This is a genomic window from Pseudomonas sp. TE3728, from assembly GCF_056279145.1.
This window is the reverse complement of the sequence record NZ_JBWBQT010000001.1, coordinates 283,023-299,880: the sequence shown is the minus strand read 5'-3', so window position 1 is coordinate 299,880 and position 16,858 is coordinate 283,023. Positions and strand designations below refer to the sequence as shown.

Sequence of the window (16,858 nt, the reverse complement as noted above, 5' to 3'; positions counted from 1 at the left end):
GGTCACAACCTGGGCTAAGGTGTTTAGACACCCAGGCCCATCGAGTTCCCATGCCTCTACTCGCCCGCACCCACCCTCGCCTGTCCGCCGCGGCCACACTCGGCATCGCGGTGGGCATTCTGGCTCCGGCCGACTCGATCATCAGCAAAATCCTCTTCGGCTGGAATGCCGGTGTCTGGGCATACCTGGTCCTGATGCTCTGGCTCACCGCGCGTGCCAAAGCGCCGGATGTGAAACGCATTGCCGAGGTCGAAGATGAAAATGCCGGTCTGGTGTTGCTGCTGGTGAGCATCGCGGCGCTGGCCAGCCTCGCCACCATCACCTTCGAACTCGCCGGCAGCCGGGATCTGGAAACCACCCGTAAACTGCTGCGCTACGGTTTCACCGCGCTGACCGTGATCGGCTCATGGCTGCTGATCGGGGTGATCTTCAGCGTGCACTATGCCCGGCTGTATTACACCTGGAACGGCAAGGAACCGGCGCTACGTTTTGCCGAGGGCCTGACAACCCCCAATTATTGGGATTTTCTGTACTTCTCATTCACCATCGGTGTGGCGGTACAGACCGCAGATGTAGGCGTCGCTACGCGGGATCTGCGCAAGATCGTGTTGGCGCAATCGTTGATCGGGTTTGTGTTCAATACAGCGATTCTCGGGTTCTCGATCAACATTGCCGCGGGATTGTTCGGTTGATCGGGGCAGCCACAACCCCATCAGACAGATATAAAAATGCCCCGGCACTGCTGGGGCATTTTTTATAAGTCATTTCATTGAAAAAGCTTTATCAGAAGAAATAGCTCACTCTTACGCTACCGCTCCAATCCTGACTGACCGTCGTGCCTTTGCTGCCACCCACCTGACCGGAAACCTGCCAGTCACGTTGAGCCGGGGTCCACTTCAAGCCCGCTCCATACTCAATGGAGCTACTGGCGCGGTCATCATCGAAACTGTCGTCATTGATCTTGACCTCATTGTTTTTCACAAACTCGTGATTGACCGCTGTCATCAAGCTCGGCTCAAGCAAGCTGCCATTGTCGAGGATGATGACACGCCCACCGCGAACACCGACCTTGCCCTGCACTGAACGCATGGTGTCGCTTTTCACTTCCAGGCCATTGTCGAGCCGGTACTTGTCGCTTTGAATGACGCCGGTCGATACTTGTACTTGAGGCTCGACAAAGTAGTCGTCCTTCAAGCGAATATGCTTGCCGATGGCTACCGACCCACTGGCGCCCAAAGCCTTGTAATCACCCTTGGCCCGTGTACCGTCACTCATGGTGACTTTTGCCTTGTTATCGAACTGATTGATCTTGGCCATGACATTGACGAACACGCCGCTTTCAACATCGAATGTGCTGCCGTAAACACCGGCATTCACACTGTCGACAGTGGCGCTGGAGCCGTACTTGAGATCCATTTTGGTGTGGCTGGTCCCGACGAATCCGCCCACCACCCACGACCTGCCGCCCAGGTCCACTGTTGTGTCGGCACCACCGGTGATACCGGTCTGGTTCTGGGTGTACCCATCACCGTAGGCGTTATCGACGTTGTACTGGTTGCCGTAAGTGCGAACCCAGACACTGTTGCTGAGTTTTACCGAACTGTCGTCCATCGAGCGCATCGCTGCCTCGGGTCGGACGCTCAGACTACGATCGCCCAATTGATCGCTAAGCATGGCTGCTTCAGCGTTCAGCACGCTACGTGCGCTGCCGGCCAACGCCAGTGCGGTATTGGTTGAAGTGCTGACCGTTTCTTTGTCTGGATTCAGATATAAACCCTGGCCTTCCTTCGCCAGTCTGTACACAAACGTACCCGCATCCACCGTTTCGCGATTGCCCAACGAGAAGCTCGCATCACCGGAAGCGATATTACCGACCTTCACCGCCTCGGCAGTTACCGGATTGGTGCCCGTCGCGGAAATTTGCAGTTGATGTTGTCCGCTGGCATTGCCAGTCACATTCAGGAAGTCGGTGTTGCCGTTGCCCAGGTCGGTGCCCATTACAAAGGTACCGTTACCAGAAAGATCGCCCACATTCAGTTGCTGGAACTGTTCGTTGGTGCCCATTTGAACCACGCCGCCATTCAGGGCAAGACGCTGCACGTTGCTGTCTGCGGTCATCACCCATTGGGCTGCGTTGTTGATATTCAGGTTGCCTGAATTGTTGATCTGACCGGTCAGCACCGAGCCGTTGTCCAGTTGCACGCTGCCATTGGTGTCAGTGAGCACGTCTCCGGTCATTCTGCTGCCATTGTTCAACGAAAGGCTGGAGACATTTTCGACATTGCCATTGATCGCAGAACCATTGTCCAGATTGACTGCCGCAGCCGTGCCCGCAACTGCCAACACATTGCCGTTCAAGGTACTACGGGTATTGAGATTGACCTGAGTGACGTTCTGCAAATTGCCGTCAAGGGAGGCCGCGTTTTGCATCAGCAGCGCAACAGTGCTGCCGGTATCGGCAATGACATTGCCGCTCAAGTTGCTTGCGTCGACGTTAAGGTTGGCCGTGGAACGATTAGTCGCTTGCAACAATGTGCCGTTGCCGCCGATCAGTTCGGAACCAGCGAGTACATTGATGTTGGCAACTGTGCCCGCACTGCCGGACGAACCCAGCACGATCGCCGAACCTGTTCCGCCCGTTACGCGAGTGCTGTTGAGCGTAATAGTGCTGGCATTGACACCCGTGTTGTCAGTGACGATTTGCAGGCCATCCTGCCCGCCAGAAATCGTGCTGCCTGTCGACGAAAGTGTTGCGCCGCCCAATTGCACACCGTAGCTGGCTGCACCGGTGCCTAGAACGGTTGAATTTTCCAGGTTCAACACCGCAAAACCAACGGCATTCGCGCCCCCCGGAACGCCAGTGATTACACTATTGCCAGTAACCGTCGCGCTGGACGACGTCGGAGTATTGATGTTACGTCCCAACAGAAGTCCAAAACTGTTGGTGCTCGTGATGGTGCTGTTATCAATAGTGGCAGAGCTGTCGCTAAGCGAAATGGCTCCTCTTCCCGATGCGCTGTTTACTGTTGCACCTGTCAGTGCAAGCCTGGATCCCTCACGGGCATCGACCCGCTGACTCTGACCACCGTTGAAAATGACATTGGCGTTTTGGGATAAGATTGTCAGCGCGTTTGCATTATTGATCGTAAGGGTCCCCCCTTGAGAGACACTCCATGCCTCGGGCGCCGGCGGATTTGTAACGGTCTCACTCTCACCCGGTAGGAGTGGCCTGCCATGTGCCAGAGGTGAGGAAAGACATATCGCTGTGACCAGATACTTGGTACTCCGGGAACGCTTGAAACTCGATAGAAACGGCATTGTGAACTCCTCATCACCACATAACTCTCAACGCGATTTTTCTGACAGAGCACAAAAACCACTTGAAAAACGTCCGACAGACTAATCAGCAAACTGCACGCGATATGTAGGAAAAGTCCTCATTCACAGAGGAATAATCTGCAAAACAATTAGGTTTATGACTCATAATTTTTTCGACAAATATCAATATCGCGAGAGAAAGTATCAACTCTCTCTCGCGACAGACCTCGTTTGATATTGGCTTGAGTTATTAAGGTGCGGCCGGCGGAACCGCCAACCGATCACAGTACTCGCCACTGGAAGTGATCGTGTCTAACGGCTTGATAATCGGCACCGAAGTTTGTTCACCGCCTATATCGGCCGTATACCAATACTTACCAAAGGCCCTCGTACCAAGACGTGGTTGCGCTGCCTTGAACACCGCTGCGCTAGCAACACTTGCAACATCAACCGTACCAGCGGCCTGGATAATATAAGGTTGCGAGTCCTCTGTACCTGGAATCAAAGTAGTTCCACTAGCATCCTGGTAGGCTGCAAAATGCACGGTAATACTTTTTCCTGGTGGTAAGTTGCCCGGATCCTTGGGAATGGTTACTGCAAGCCGCCAGTTCGTGGTGGCGTTGTTCATTGCAAAACAATCGATCTGATCCTTGATTGACGGATTGCGGATTCTGATGGTGGGTGGCAACAAGTCGATTTTCCTGCCACTGACCAACACAGTTTTGAGCCCGGAGCTGATGACGTTCTTGTCAATGCCCGATTTCTGGCGCGTCCAGCGAGCCTGCACCGAAGGTGTGGGCAGCCCGGACATGATGGCAGCGTTAATAGGGACATCAAACGCTATCGCATCAACAAACGGCGTAAACTCACCCACAAGCTGATTATTCACATAGCACTTCGCTGTTTCTGCCGCAGTGATGGGTGGATCTGTCAACTTGAGCGTCACTGCAAACTTTCCTGGTTTGTCGCGATCACCGGGCAATATTGAATCGGGCGTGTTAGAGTTCCCGGTGACCACCGGCAATTCGAAGCTCGGATTCGTTAAGTCAGGCAATTCCGGATAAAGGCCTCCTGAAGGATAAAGATCCAGCCAGAAGTAGAAGTCGGGTGACTCGAACGAATTACTTCCCCGAATGAGCTCAAACCAGACTCTGACTTCCTTGGCCACTTCCGACGTACCAAAGATATCCTTCAGTTTGTCCATATAAGGAAGTGGGAATGTCAGGTCCACCGCCGCAAGTGGCTGGGTGCCGAAGTCCACGAAGTTGGTTGGATCCTCCGCATCCTCCATATAAAAAATAATCTGATCGCCAGGCTCCGCATTATCAATGGTTGCGCGTGTAACGATCCCCACGACGTTGTTAATATCCTCCAGATAAATCGTCGTGGTTCCATTTGGATCGGTTTTCGGTACCAAAGGAGGTGCATTCAATACCGGATCCAATGCCAGCCCCAAGGTTAGAACTGCCGTCGGAGCAGAGTTCAGACTGAAGTTTCCAGGCAGGTCAGTCCATGCATAAGAGATCGTCACCCGACCATTCGGGAGTCTGCGCAATTCAGAACTTGGAACCGCGAATGCACCGGTAGCCGGAACCGTATTTTTGAATACCTCAATAGTCACCGCGCCGGATGTCAGCCAAACGGTAAGTTTATCATCAAGACGCCGTGTTAGGTAACCGACAAAAACGGTGAAGTTCAGTTGCGCGTTTGCACTGATATAAGTTTCGTCGACAGTCCTTTGAGCATCTACGGGAGCGTTGACAAAGGTTGGAGCAGGTGTTGGTAGGTTTTTTCTGCGCGACGGGTACTTGACCTCGAACGGCGCAGTACGGTCGATGACGATTGGCACAACATTGGAGGGGTCGTCGTTACCGGCCCCCCCCTTGTAAAGAATTACTTGTACTTCGTAATTGGTGGGTGTAGCAGGCTGAGCCAACTCTGGAAAGTGGCTTGCGTCCACCTTAAGCAATATTGGATTAGTGCGATCTGCAATCGGTCCAAGCGGAATGTAAGCTATCTGGCCAAGCGATACACCTTCCTGCTTAATATAAACATCCACATCATCGAGTTCGTCCTCCTCCTCCGGGACAGGACGTTGCAACATTATAGTTATTTTTCCCGAATTCAATTCGCTAACCGGTATAGAACCGTCGGCCAACGTATCGATGGAAATAGCTGTTGTTAGCACTCCAAAGCTGTCAATGCCCGCGTCGGCATCAAAGAGTTTTGGAGTTTTTGGCCTGGCTTTAAAGGTCAACTTTTCCTGTGCTGTCATTTCCCTTTCTCCTTCAGTTAGGCCGGACGGGCCACTTTCTCCAGGTGTTACCCTGTCGATCTTCACTAAACCTTTTTCTGATACCGCAATGAGTTTCCTACCCCTGAATAATTGGCAAACCACTACGGCCGAGTCGTCATCAAATAACAAATTTATGTGTGACCAAAATGGCACTACATGATCAAATCCGTTTGTTATATCTGCGGCGGAGAGTGTTTTTTCCCAACGACCGTAAGTCCCCTGCACCTCTGGTCCACTGCCGTTGAGACTGCTGTATCCCCACCAGTGGATGTTTGCAACATCGCCGGGCTCAGCGATGTTTATAAAATCGGGAATTACAACCGTGGCGCCACTTGTCAGAGGAGGATTCGTATTGTTATTCAGATAACCCCAAGGGGTGGCATGCCGAAACCAGGGTTCTGCCAAAGTTAAAAGTGGCGTGTGATCGATGGTCAGTTGTCTTTCCGGTGAAGGGTCATCGGTACCGCCCGAACCTTTCCAGATTTTGTAATACAGGAATGCGATGCCGTCAGTTGCCAAGTCTTGCGCCGTCAAATCGAAATACAAGAAAGGGACGGTCAGAGGCGTTGGATAAAATTCCGTGTAGAGCCTGCGTTCCACGCCGTTCTGACGCAATACCACCCACAATTCATCGTTTGGTACAGGATCAATCCAATATGGAATAACGATACGAGTCCCGTTAATCAGAAGCTCGCGAGGGATATGCCCAGCCGGATCGTTGTCGTCGACGCCCTCCACTGAAAGCGGCTTTGCCAATACACCAGCATTTCGTGGCTGATTAAATGTCATCGAGGTCATTTTTCTATCACCGACTCATACGGAACATTCGAAAGGCTATGTCTTTTTGTTTACTGTCCAGGCGAGGAAATTAGGCGCTTCAACGTGACCATTTCCAACTGTCAGATCTGACAGGTTTTGCTACCGTCTGTCGGATACAGCGACTTTTTACCTGCTGCCAGAAGCATCTTCACTTGACGCGACCAAAGAGACTGGTGTTAGCTGAAACCGGTTTCAGATAACAAGAAGACTCAGACTGTGAACGATTTCTCCGCCGCCCAACGCAGCCGCGTCACCATGCTCGACGTCGCCGAACATGCAGGCGTGTCCAAGGCCAGCGTCTCGCGCTTCATCGGCGATGACCGCGCCCTGCTCTCCGATGCCATTGCCCTGCGCATCGAGCAGGCGATTAGCGAATTAGGCTATCGCCCAAACCAGATGGCCCGCGGCCTGAAACGTGGGCGCACGCGCCTGATCGGCATGCTGGTGGCCGATATCCGTAACCCTTATTCGATTGCCGTGATGCACGGGGTGGAAACCGCTTGCCGTCAGCACGGCTATAGCCTGGTGGTGTGCAACACCGATCGCGATGATGAGCAAGAGCGTCAACACCTGGCGTTGCTGCGCTCGTACAACATCGAAGGCTTGATCGTGAACACCCTCGGTCATCACCGGGATGAGCTGCGCGAACTGCATCAGGAAATGCCCATGGTGCTGGTGGATCGCAAGGTCGATCAGCTCGAGAGCGATCTGGTGGGGCTGGATAATCCGGCCGCTGTCGAGATGGCCGTTGCCCACCTTGAAGAACGCGGTTATCGCGATGTGCTGATGGTCACCGAGCCGTATGACGGCACCAGTTCGCGGATCGAGCGGGTCAGCAGTTTCAAGGCACAGATCGAGCGGCGTCCGACGCTCTCGGGGGCTGTGGTCGAAACCGGCGGCGATCTGACCGCTCGTTTGAAAAACTTTCTGCAAACGCCTGGCCCTGGCCCGAAAGCGCTGTTTTGCGCCAACGGTATCGCCGCGCTGGCCAGTACTCATTCGTTGCGTGAGTTGAAGTGCAACCTGTTCGCGGAGGTCGGGCTGATTGCACTTGATGATCTGGATTGGTATCCGCTGGTGGGGAGCGGGATTACCGCCCTCGCCCAGCCGACGGCGGAGATGGGTGCGAGTGCGTTTGAGTGTTTGCTCAAGCGACTGCGCGGGGATGACGGGCCGGTGCGGAGTCTGGATTTTCCGGCGCGGTTGATTGTTCGGGGGTCGACCGGTGGACATTCTCGGTGACATTTCTGACTCATCGCGAGCAGGCTCGCTCCCACAGGGGATTTGTGGTGCACATTGTATTCGTGTAACGACACAGACCCCTTGTGGGAGCGAGCCTGCTCGCGATGAGGCTCTGAGAATCACCCCATAACGCAACGGCAAATTTTTTTGACCAAAAATGAAACCGGTTTCAGAGGTGAATAACAATGAACAAACCACCCGTTTCCATCAGTCTGTCCAGCTACGGCGCCGACCTCGTCCGCCAACGTGGCCAAGGCAGTTTTGTCGAGGTGCTGTCCACTGCCGGCGCCACGCATATTGAATGGCGCGAAGAGCTGCTGACACTCGAAGACCCCACGCAATTGGCCAGCGCCACGCAATCCCGGGGCCTCGAAAGTGTGTATTCCTCACCGATGGAATTGTGGCTGGCCGGGCAGTCGGCCCCCAATCCTGAGCTGGTCCCGACCCTGAAACGTGCCGAGTCATTCGGCGCCCAATGGCTGAAAGTCTCCTTGGGCTATTTCACCGACAACAACGATCTGCAAACGCTGATGCTTGCGTTGCAACAGAGCCCGGTGCAGTTGCTGGTGGAGAACGATCAGACTTTGCACGGCGGCCGAATCGAACCCTTCCAGCGTTTCTTCGCCGGCGTCGAGCAGCACAACCTGCCGATCAAAATGACCTTCGACATCGGCAACTGGCAATGGCAGGACCAGTCCGCCGCCAGCGCCGCGCGGCTGCTTGGTCGATACGTCGGCTATGTGCATTGCAAAGCCGTGGCACGGCGGGCGGACGGCAAACGGGTGGCGGTGCCGCCGGCTGCCAGCGACTGGTATCTGTGGGGCCAACTGCTGCGGCACATGGATCACGGCGTGATGCGTGCGGCGGAGTATCCGCTGCAAGGTGATGACCTGGTGCAGTTGACCTCTGAGCATGTCGCCGTCCTCGCCCGCCTCGGTCAACCCCGCCAGGAGCCTGTTCATGTCTGAGATCGATATTCTGTCGTTCGGTGAAACCATGGCGATGTTCGTCGCCGAGCAGAACGGTGAACTGGCTGACGTCGACCACTTCCACAAGCGCATTGCCGGGGCCGACAGTAATGTCGCCATTGGCTTGTCGCGGTTGGGGTTCAACGTCGCCTGGCTGAGCCGGGTTGGCGCGGACTCGCTCGGCAGGTTCGTCATCGATACGCTGGAAAAACAAGGCCTGGATTGCAGCCATGTCGACATCGACCCGGCGCACCCCACCGGTTTTCAGCTCAAGTCACGCACTGACGATGGCAGCGATCCGGTTGTCGAGTATTTCCGCCGTGGCTCGGCCGCCAGTCATTTGTCGGTGCAATCCATTGCCCCGCAACTGCTCGAGGCTCGGCACTTGCACGCCACGGGCATTCCCCCGGCGCTGTCGGAAGCGGTCCGGGAAATGTCTTTCGAGCTGATGACCCGCATGCGCAATGCCGGGCGCAGCGTGTCGTTCGACCCCAACCTGCGCCCGAGTCTGTGGGCCAGCGAGCAACAGATGATCCGCGAGATCAACCGCCTCGCCGCCCTCGCTCATTGGGTGCTGCCGGGTTTGAGCGAAGGGCGTTTGATCACCGGTTTCGAAGCCCCCGCCGACATCGCGGCGTTTTATCTCGACCAAGGCGCTGAAGCCGTAGCGATCAAGCTCGGGCCGGCCGGTGCGTATTACCGAACGCATCTGGATGAAGGTTTCGTTGCAGGCGTGCCGGTGGAAACGGTGGTCGATACGGTCGGTGCCGGTGACGGGTTTGCCGTCGGCCTGATCAGCGCCCTGCTGGAAAACCACAGCATTGCCCAAGCGGTGCAGCGTGCCAACTGGATCGGTAGCCGCGCGGTGCAGAGCCGTGGGGATATGGAGGGGTTGCCCACCCGAGCCGAGATATATGCCGAATTCGGGGCCGCCAATCGCGAGCAGGCTCGCTCCCACATTGGATCGGGTTCAAACACAAATCCCCTGTGGGAGCGAGCCTGCTCGCGATGAGGCCATAACAGCCACTGCAAAAAGCTGATTCAAAACCGTTACCTGCTGCGACAAAAACAACAAGCTCAGGAGCATCACTATGAAAACCGCGACACTGGCCACCCGCCGCTGGTGGTACATCATGCCGATCGTGTTCATCACCTACAGCCTGGCGTATCTGGACCGCGCCAACTATGGATTCGCCGCCGCCTCCGGAATGGCTGCAGACCTGATGATCACCCCCGGGCTGTCGTCCTTGCTCGGCGCACTGTTCTTCCTCGGTTATTTCTTCTTCCAGATTCCGGGCGCGATCTACGCCCAGAAGCACAGCGTGAAGAAGCTGATTTTCGTCAGCCTGATCCTCTGGGGCGGCCTGGCGACCTTGACCGGGATCGTATCCAACGCCTACTGGCTGATCGTGATTCGCTTCATGCTCGGTGTGGTCGAAGCCGCCGTGATGCCGGCCATGCTGGTGTACCTGTGCCATTGGTTCACCCGTGCCGAACGCTCGCGTGCCAACACGTTCCTGATCCTCGGCAACCCGGTGACCATGCTCTGGATGTCGGTGGTGTCGGGCTACCTGATCCAGCATTTCAGCTGGCGCTGGATGTTCATCATCGAAGGCTTGCCAGCGGTGCTGTGGGCATTTATCTGGTGGCGTCTGGCCGATGACCGTCCGGCTCAGGCCAAGTGGCTGAGCGACCAGGAAAAGCAGGATCTGGAAAGCGCCCTGGCCGCCGAACAGGTCGGCATCAAAGCGGTGAAAAACTACGCCGAAGCCTTCCGCTCGCCAAAAGTGATCATCCTCGCCTTGCAGTTTTTCTGCTGGAGCATCGGCGTCTACGGTTTCGTGTTGTGGCTGCCGTCGATCCTCAAGGCCGGCGCGCAGATGGACATGATCGAAGCCGGTTGGCTGTCAGCGTTGCCCTACCTGGCGGCGGTGATCGCCATGCTGGTGGTGTCCTGGGGCTCGGACAAACTGCAAAAACGCAAACGCTTCGTCTGGCCACCGCTGTTGATCGCCTCGATTGCGTTCTATGGCTCGTACGCCTTGGGCGCGGAACATTTCTGGTGGTCCTACACGCTGCTGGTGATTGCCGGCGCCTGCATGTACGCCCCGTACGGGCCGTTTTTCGCCATCGTCCCGGAAATCCTCCCGGCCAACGTCGCCGGTGGCGCCATGGCGTTGATCAACAGCATGGGCGCGCTCGGCTCGTTTGGCGGCTCTTATCTGGTCGGTTACCTGAACAGCTCCACCGGATCGCCCGGTGCCTCTTATCTGCTGATGAGCGGTGCGTTGCTGCTGTCGGTGGTGCTGACGATTTTCCTCAAGCCCGGCGCCAGTGACCGGGTCGCTGTGGCGCGGCCGATGGCGGCTCATTCTTGATTTGATATAGAGATGACAACGATGAAAAAGCAGGTTGTGCTGTACAAGAAACTCTCGCCGCTGCTGATGGCTCGCTTGCATGAGCAGACCGAGGTGACGCTGATCGACAGCCTCGATACCGAGGGCCTGGCGCAACTGCGCCAGGCCCTGCCCCGCGCCCAAGGGTTGCTTGGCGCCAGTCTGAAACTGGACGCCGGGTTACTGGATCTGGCGCCGAACCTGGAAGCCATTGCCAGCGTGTCCGTCGGCGTCGACAACTACGACATCGATTACCTGACCGAACGGCGGATTTTGCTCAGTAACACCCCCGATGTGTTGACCGAAACCACCGCCGACACCGGTTTCGCGCTGATCCTGGCCACCGCCCGACGCGTGGTGGAACTGGCCACTATGGTTCGCGCCGGCCAGTGGAACCGCAACATCGGCCCGGCGCATTTCGGCAGCGATGTACACGGCAAGACGCTGGGCATTATTGGCATGGGGCGGATCGGTGAGGCGCTGGCGCAACGCGGGCATTTCGGTTTTGGCATGCCGGTTGTGTATCACAGCCATTCGCCGAAACCGGCGGTGGAGCAGCGATTCAACGCGCAATACCGCAGCTTGAGCGATCTGCTGCAGCAGGCCGATTTCGTTTGCCTGACGTTGCCGCTGACCGCTGAAACCGAAGGGTTGATCGGCGCTGAACAGTTCGCCCTGATGCGCCCCGAAACGATCTTCATCAACATTTCCCGGGGCAAGGTGGTGGATGAGCCGGCGCTGATCGAGGCGTTGCGGCAGAAGCGGATTCGCGCGGCGGGGCTGGATGTGTTTGAGCGTGAGCCGCTGGGCAATGACTCGCCGTTATTGCAGTTGAACAACGTGGTGGCGACGCCGCACATCGGGTCGGCGACGCATGAGACGCGGGAGGCGATGGCCCGGTGTGCGGTGGATAATCTGTTGGCGGCTTTGGCTGGGGAGCGGCCGGCTAATCTGGTGAATGCCGGGGCGTGGGGCGGTCAGGAAGAGCCGAAGCTCGTTCTCGCGACAGGCGGCATACAACCCGGTTAACCATCGCTTAACCCCATGGTCCAAAACTTTACTGGACCGCACGCCCTCAGCTCCTCTGACGCCCAGTGCGGCAGGTTCGACGTTCTTCAGTCGAACTGATTTCCCCTCTGCACTGGAGACTCATCATGAACACGCGAACACTGCTGATAACCACCTCCCTCGCCTGCACCGCGTTCGCCGGGCTTGCTCAGGCAAACGAGACGTCGTCCTCCCAGGCCGTGCCTTATCACTACGGCATGCAACTGCGGGTGGCCAAGGTCATTTCCCTGACTGAACCGCAAACGCAGGAATGCCAAGTGGTGACGGCCAACATGAAGTACATCGACACATCGGGTAAGCCTGCGGAAATTACGTACCAAAAACTGTCTGACGCGTGCAGCTATCAGAACTGACAGTAGGCATGTGAGGGTTCTGGCGCTAAGCTCTGGCGCTTCCCTCACTGCCGCAAGGATTCGCCATGCAGTTCTCGTTTCGCACGCTGTCGACGTTCACCGCCGCACTTTGTTTTCTGCTGGCGCTGGTCTGGGGTTTGATGCCGCAAGGGTTGCTGGCGATCTGGAGTATCGAGTATTCGTCCGCGGCGGGCTTTATCGCCCGGCGCAGTGCAGTGCTGTTCGGCGCATTGGGGGTGATGTTTTATCTGGTGCGGCAGGCCCCGCCCTCGGCAGCGCGAAGCGCAATGTGCAGCGGCTTTATGGTGGGATGTTTCGGTTTGGCGGCACTGGGCTTCGGCGAATGGCTCAATGGTCATGCCGGGCCGGGTATTTTGCTGGCGATCCTGGTGGAATTGGCGCTGGGTCTGGGGTTTATCCAGACCCGGCGCGTATCGGTCGAACTCGGTGAAACGGCCGGTTAATGGACTTTTGACGTCGGGTGCAACAGCTCGCTGTGCGTGTTGCGCTCAAGGTCGCGGCGTAACTCGGCGATCAGATTATTGATTTCCCGGCACCCGTTGAGGTGATGGGCGTCTATGCCAGTGACGATCAGGTCGAGGTGGTCAGTCTCGACGTCCGAATACACCTTGACGGTCATCGACAGGTCCGGCGACAGCGTGCATTGGCAGCGTTTCGGGAGAAAACTGCTTTCAACGATATTGCGTAGTTCCAAGGCAGAAAGAAACATGGCCACCCTCTCGGTATTGTGAGATTGCCAATCAAAAATCAATGTCGGTCGGAGCTCAAATCGCCCGTTGTTTTTCTTCCTTGGGGAACCTCATTGTTCCAACGTCCCAACCGTCTTCTTGTTTCAGCGCTGACTCAGTAATGATCGTGGTCAGCTCAAGACAGCTTCAGCATAAAACATGCCCGAGATTTCGCCCTGCGCCTCGTCGGCAAATCAAGGGTTTGGGGGAAATGGCAACACATCGCGTCATGCAAAATGCAAGAAAGGTCTGTTTCAAGACCTGCATTTTGCAAACGCCCCGATGGCGGGTTTGCATCGGGTGAGGACGGCAGTGAGAATGCGGCCCATCCATTCAGTATCCGCTGACCCCACACACACGCAAGGAGGCATCATGGGTACTTTGCCGCTTAACACGACCGTCGGGCTGATAGTTGCCATTTTGTCGTCCATAGCCCACGCCGCAACCCTCGAAGACGTCGCGCCGTATCCCAAGCCTGAGAGCGGTTTTACCCGCCAGATCATTCACCTCACCCCGCAACAACAGGAAGACGGTTATCAAGTCGAGATCCTGGCCGGTAAGACCCTCACCGTCGACTGCAACCGTCAGCGCCTGGGCGGCATGCTCGAGGAGAAAAATCTCGAAGGCTGGGGCTATCCGTTTTACCGGCTGGAAAAAGTCACCGGCCCAATGAGCACGCTGATGGCCTGCCCGGATGGCAAGCGCAAAAAGGACTTCGTGCCGGTTGTCGGTGACGGTTTCAGACTGCGCTACAACAGCAAATTGCCGATCGTGCTCTACGTGCCCAAGGACGTCGAAGTGCGCTACCGGATCTGGTCGGCGTCGAGCCATGTCGAGAAAGCCGTTCAGGAATAATCGGACCAGCCCTCACGCCAACACGCCGCTCAACGCGGCGCGCTCGGCCACATGCCGCAAACTGTCGAAATTGATATTCGCGCCCGAATCAATGGCCACCAGGGTCTGACCCCGAGCGCCGGTTCGCGCCACGTACTGCTTGATCCCGGCCACGGCCAGGGCGCCGGAAGGCTCGGTGATCGAGCGGGTATCGTCGTAGATGTTCTTGATGGCGGCGCAGAGTTCGTCGTTGCTGACGGTCATTACCTCGTCGACGCAAAACCGACAGACCTCGAAGCCATGGGCGCCGATCTGAGCGACGGCCACGCCATCGGCGAAGGTGCCGACGGTTGGCAGCACAACCCGTTCGCCGGCCTGTAATGCAGCCTGCAAACAGGCGGAATGTTCCGACTCGACGCCGATGATGCGCACTTCAGGGCGCAGGTATTTGATGTACGCGGCAATGCCGGCGATCAAGCCTCCACCGCCCACCGGAACGAAGATCGCGTCCAGCGGCCCTTGGTGCTGGCGCAGGATTTCCATGGCGACGGTGCCCTGCCCCGCGATCACGTCTGGGTCGTCGAAGGGCGAGACAAAGGTGCGGCCGGTTTGCTGTGCCAGGCTCAATGCGTATTCCAGGGCAAACGGAAAACTCTCGCCGTGCAGCAGCGCTTCGGCGCCTCGACTGCGAACCCCGAGCACCTTCAATTCCGGCGTCGTGCAGGGCATGACGATGGTTGCGCCGATCCCCAGCTCGCGGGCCGCCAATGCAACGCCTTGGGCATGATTGCCCGCCGAGGCCGTGATTACGCCGCGAGCCTTGTGTTCATCGCTCAGGTTCACCAGTTTGTTGTAGGCGCCACGGATCTTGAAGGAAAACGTCGGTTGCAAGTCTTCGCGCTTGAGCAGGATCTGATTGCCCAACGCCTCGGACAAGGCCGGAGCCGCTTGCAACGGCGTGCGCACGGCGAGTTCGTAAACCGGCGCGGCGAGGATTTTTTTCACGTAGTGCTCAAGCAAGCTCTGCTGGGCGGGGGTACTGTTCATGGTCGTCTCCTTGGTATCCGGGTTTACGCGGTCGGTGTAGGAGTTGCCGAAGGCTGCGATCTTCGCTTTCAAGATCAAAAGATCGCAGCCTTCGGCAGCTCCTACGCCGGTTGCATGCGCCCGGTAAGCTCAAAACCCAAGAGACAGAAAGTAAAAACCCGCCTCTAGGGCGGGTTGGGTGCTGCAGTCGTGAGCTAGCCCGCCAAATAAGGAATGGCGGTAATAATGCTTGGCTGGCAGCGCAATACGGTGGAAGTCATGGCTGGAAATTAGCCGGAGGCTGATGGCAAGTCAATGGCCAATTTTCAAAGGCCGCTGTAGGCTGGCGATTCTGCTCATTGTCCCAAGGAAGGAAACCATGAAGTCTGTCGCCCTGCCCCTCATCGCCTTGATCGCCTTCGCCGGCTACACCGTTTCGGTGATGCTGCAGGCCGAACAGTCGTTGCTCGACTTCGGCATCAGCCTGATGTCGCGGCCCGATACCGCGCAGGTGGTGATCGATTTATACCTGTTGGCGACGCTTGCCGGTATCTGGATGTACAAGGATGCGCGAAAGCGGGGGCAGTCGGGGTTGTCGGTGGTTCCCTATCTGGTGGTGACGGCGGTTTTTGTGTCTATCGGGCCGTTGTTGTATCTGGTGGTGCGGGGTTTTCAACGCCGCAAGAACTCCATCGATGCCACTCAACAAGCATGATCCAGAAGTGGTCTGATTTCGAGATAGCTATCGCGAGCAGGCTCGCTCCCGCAGGGAGGGCTGCGCTGGACTCGGAAGTTGGGGCAACCCGGATCAAAATGTGGGAGCGAGCCTGCTCGCGAAGGCGATCTGACAGCCGCCGAAGTCACTTCGCCAGGCGCTTGAGCCCGAGCACCATCACCCCCGCCCCCAGCATCATCGCCGTCAGAAACAACGGATAGGAAATCCACCACGGCGTACCAGCGGTCATCATGCTGAACTCGGACATGCCGCCAATGCTCGCAACCAGGTTCAACGGCAGAAACACCACGTTGATCAACGTCAGTTTGCGCAGCAAGTTGTTCATGCTGTTGTTCATCAGGTTGCCGCGCGCGTCGATCAGCCCGGAAAACACCGTGGAGTAGATTTCCGCCTGCTTGTAGCACTGGTTGTTCTCGATAATCAGGTCGTCGATCAAACCAATGGCTTCAGGGCTGAAGTGTTCCTTCGCCGCATGATTACGCAGCCGGGTCAGGACCGCGCCGTTGCTGTGAATGGCGTTGATGTAATAGATGAGGCTTTCGCTGAGGTTGAACATCTGGACCAGATGCTGGTTCTGCATCGAGGCATTGAATTTTTGCTGCAACTCCCGGGCAACCATCTTGATCACCTTGAGGTGCCCCAGATAGTGATGAATGTTGTTGAACAACAGGTCGAGCAACACATCCAGTGGTGTCTTCAGTGACTGCCGCGTGCCGAGGCCGCTGAGCGGTGAGTCGTCGGTGGCGATCACCAGCAGACGCCCCGGGGAAAACAGCAAGCCGCAGGATGACACTTCAAAGGCCAGGCTGCCGCCGCCGGAGTAGTTTTCCGGGCGTTTCCAGATCAGGAACAGGTTGTCGGGGTGGAACTCGATGCGCGACACCTCGTCGGGGTCCAGGGCTGAGGCCAGAGCGTGTTCATCGAGCTTGAAATGGCTGTGCAACAGATCCCGCTCGGCCGCATCGGGGTTGCTGAACAGCATCACGTCGGCGTCCAGCCGTTCGACCACATGCAGGGCGCCGTGGCTCAGTTCAAAGCTTTTGATCATCGGCC

The 16,858-nt window shown here is 56.9% G+C and carries 14 protein-coding genes and 1 pseudogene; 10 read left to right on the top strand and 5 right to left on the bottom strand.

Annotated elements, in window-relative coordinates:
- The first annotated feature begins 50 nt into the window (after positions 1–50).
- Complete coding sequence (locus tag ACZ89R_RS01335; protein WP_476241462.1) at positions 51–692, top strand: DUF1345 domain-containing protein; 642 nt, start codon at positions 51–53, stop codon at positions 690–692.
- A 91-nt stretch (positions 693–783) separates the two neighbouring features.
- On the opposite strand, the gene ACZ89R_RS01330 is transcribed toward ACZ89R_RS01335, so the two are convergent.
- Positions 784–3,318 carry an autotransporter outer membrane beta-barrel domain-containing protein gene (locus tag ACZ89R_RS01330; RefSeq protein ID WP_429547001.1) on the bottom strand — a complete coding sequence of 845 codons (2,535 nt, stop codon included), beginning with the start codon at positions 3,316–3,318 and terminating at the stop codon, positions 784–786.
- Between the two features lie 250 nt (positions 3,319–3,568).
- Positions 3,569–6,412, bottom strand: a complete 2,844-nt coding sequence (locus ACZ89R_RS01325; RefSeq protein WP_429547002.1) for a hypothetical protein — start codon at positions 6,410–6,412, stop codon at positions 3,569–3,571.
- Positions 6,413–6,649: 237 nt separating this feature from the next.
- On the opposite strand from ACZ89R_RS01325, the gene ACZ89R_RS01320 reads away from it, so the two are divergent.
- The 7 genes from ACZ89R_RS01320 to ACZ89R_RS01290 all read left to right on the top strand — a co-directional run bounded on the left by ACZ89R_RS01320 (position 6,650) and on the right by ACZ89R_RS01290 (position 12,924).
- Positions 6,650–7,675, top strand: coding sequence for a LacI family DNA-binding transcriptional regulator (locus ACZ89R_RS01320; RefSeq protein WP_429547003.1), 1,026 nt, complete (start codon positions 6,650–6,652; stop codon positions 7,673–7,675).
- A 185-nt stretch (positions 7,676–7,860) separates the two neighbouring features.
- Entirely contained in the window at positions 7,861–8,643 is a 783-nt protein-coding gene (locus tag ACZ89R_RS01315) for a sugar phosphate isomerase/epimerase family protein (protein WP_429547004.1), read from the top strand.
- Entirely contained in the window at positions 8,636–9,655 is a 1,020-nt protein-coding gene (locus ACZ89R_RS01310) for a sugar kinase (protein ID WP_429547005.1), read from the top strand. The genes ACZ89R_RS01315 and ACZ89R_RS01310 overlap by 8 nt, the downstream gene beginning before the upstream one ends.
- A 79-nt stretch (positions 9,656–9,734) precedes the next feature.
- Positions 9,735–11,021: an MFS transporter gene (locus ACZ89R_RS01305; protein WP_429547006.1), complete on the top strand. Its 1,287-nt coding sequence runs from the start codon at positions 9,735–9,737 to the stop codon at positions 11,019–11,021.
- Positions 11,022–11,042: 21 nt separating this feature from the next.
- On the top strand, positions 11,043–12,068 hold the full coding sequence (locus ACZ89R_RS01300; protein WP_429547007.1) for an NAD(P)-dependent oxidoreductase: 1,026 nt from the start codon (positions 11,043–11,045) through the stop codon (positions 12,066–12,068).
- 125 nt (positions 12,069–12,193) lie between these two features.
- Positions 12,194–12,460: a DUF2790 domain-containing protein gene (locus ACZ89R_RS01295; RefSeq protein ID WP_429547008.1), complete on the top strand. Its 267-nt coding sequence runs from the start codon at positions 12,194–12,196 to the stop codon at positions 12,458–12,460.
- Between the two features lie 65 nt (positions 12,461–12,525).
- On the top strand, positions 12,526–12,924 hold the full coding sequence (locus ACZ89R_RS01290; RefSeq protein WP_123497067.1) for a hypothetical protein: 399 nt from the start codon (positions 12,526–12,528) through the stop codon (positions 12,922–12,924).
- Here ACZ89R_RS01290 and ACZ89R_RS01285 read toward each other — a convergent pair.
- Entirely contained in the window at positions 12,921–13,190 is a 270-nt protein-coding gene (locus ACZ89R_RS01285) for a DUF1652 domain-containing protein (protein WP_429547009.1), read from the bottom strand. The two genes, ACZ89R_RS01290 and ACZ89R_RS01285, sit on opposite strands and share 4 nt — an antisense overlap.
- Positions 13,191–13,581: 391 nt before the next feature.
- Here ACZ89R_RS01285 and eco point away from each other — a divergent pair, with 391 nt between their 5' ends.
- Positions 13,582–14,064 carry a serine protease inhibitor ecotin gene (gene eco, locus ACZ89R_RS01280; RefSeq protein ID WP_429547010.1) on the top strand — a complete coding sequence of 161 codons (483 nt, stop codon included), beginning with the start codon at positions 13,582–13,584 and terminating at the stop codon, positions 14,062–14,064.
- A gap of 30 nt (positions 14,065–14,094) precedes the next feature.
- Here eco and ilvA read toward each other — a convergent pair.
- Positions 14,095–15,090 (bottom strand): annotated as a pseudogene (ilvA, locus tag ACZ89R_RS01275) (threonine ammonia-lyase, biosynthetic); the annotation flags it as partial.
- A 358-nt stretch (positions 15,091–15,448) separates the two neighbouring features.
- Here ilvA and ACZ89R_RS01270 point away from each other — a divergent pair.
- A complete protein-coding gene (locus tag ACZ89R_RS01270) occupies positions 15,449–15,784 on the top strand; it encodes a DUF2834 domain-containing protein (protein WP_429547011.1) in 336 nt (111 codons plus the stop codon).
- Between the two features lie 145 nt (positions 15,785–15,929).
- Here the strand turns inward: ACZ89R_RS01270 and ACZ89R_RS01265 are convergent, their stop codons facing one another.
- Positions 15,930–16,853 (bottom strand): magnesium transporter CorA family protein, encoded by a 924-nt coding sequence (locus ACZ89R_RS01265; RefSeq protein WP_429547012.1) that lies wholly within the window; start codon positions 16,851–16,853, stop codon positions 15,930–15,932.
- Between the last annotated feature and the right edge of the window lie 5 nt (positions 16,854–16,858).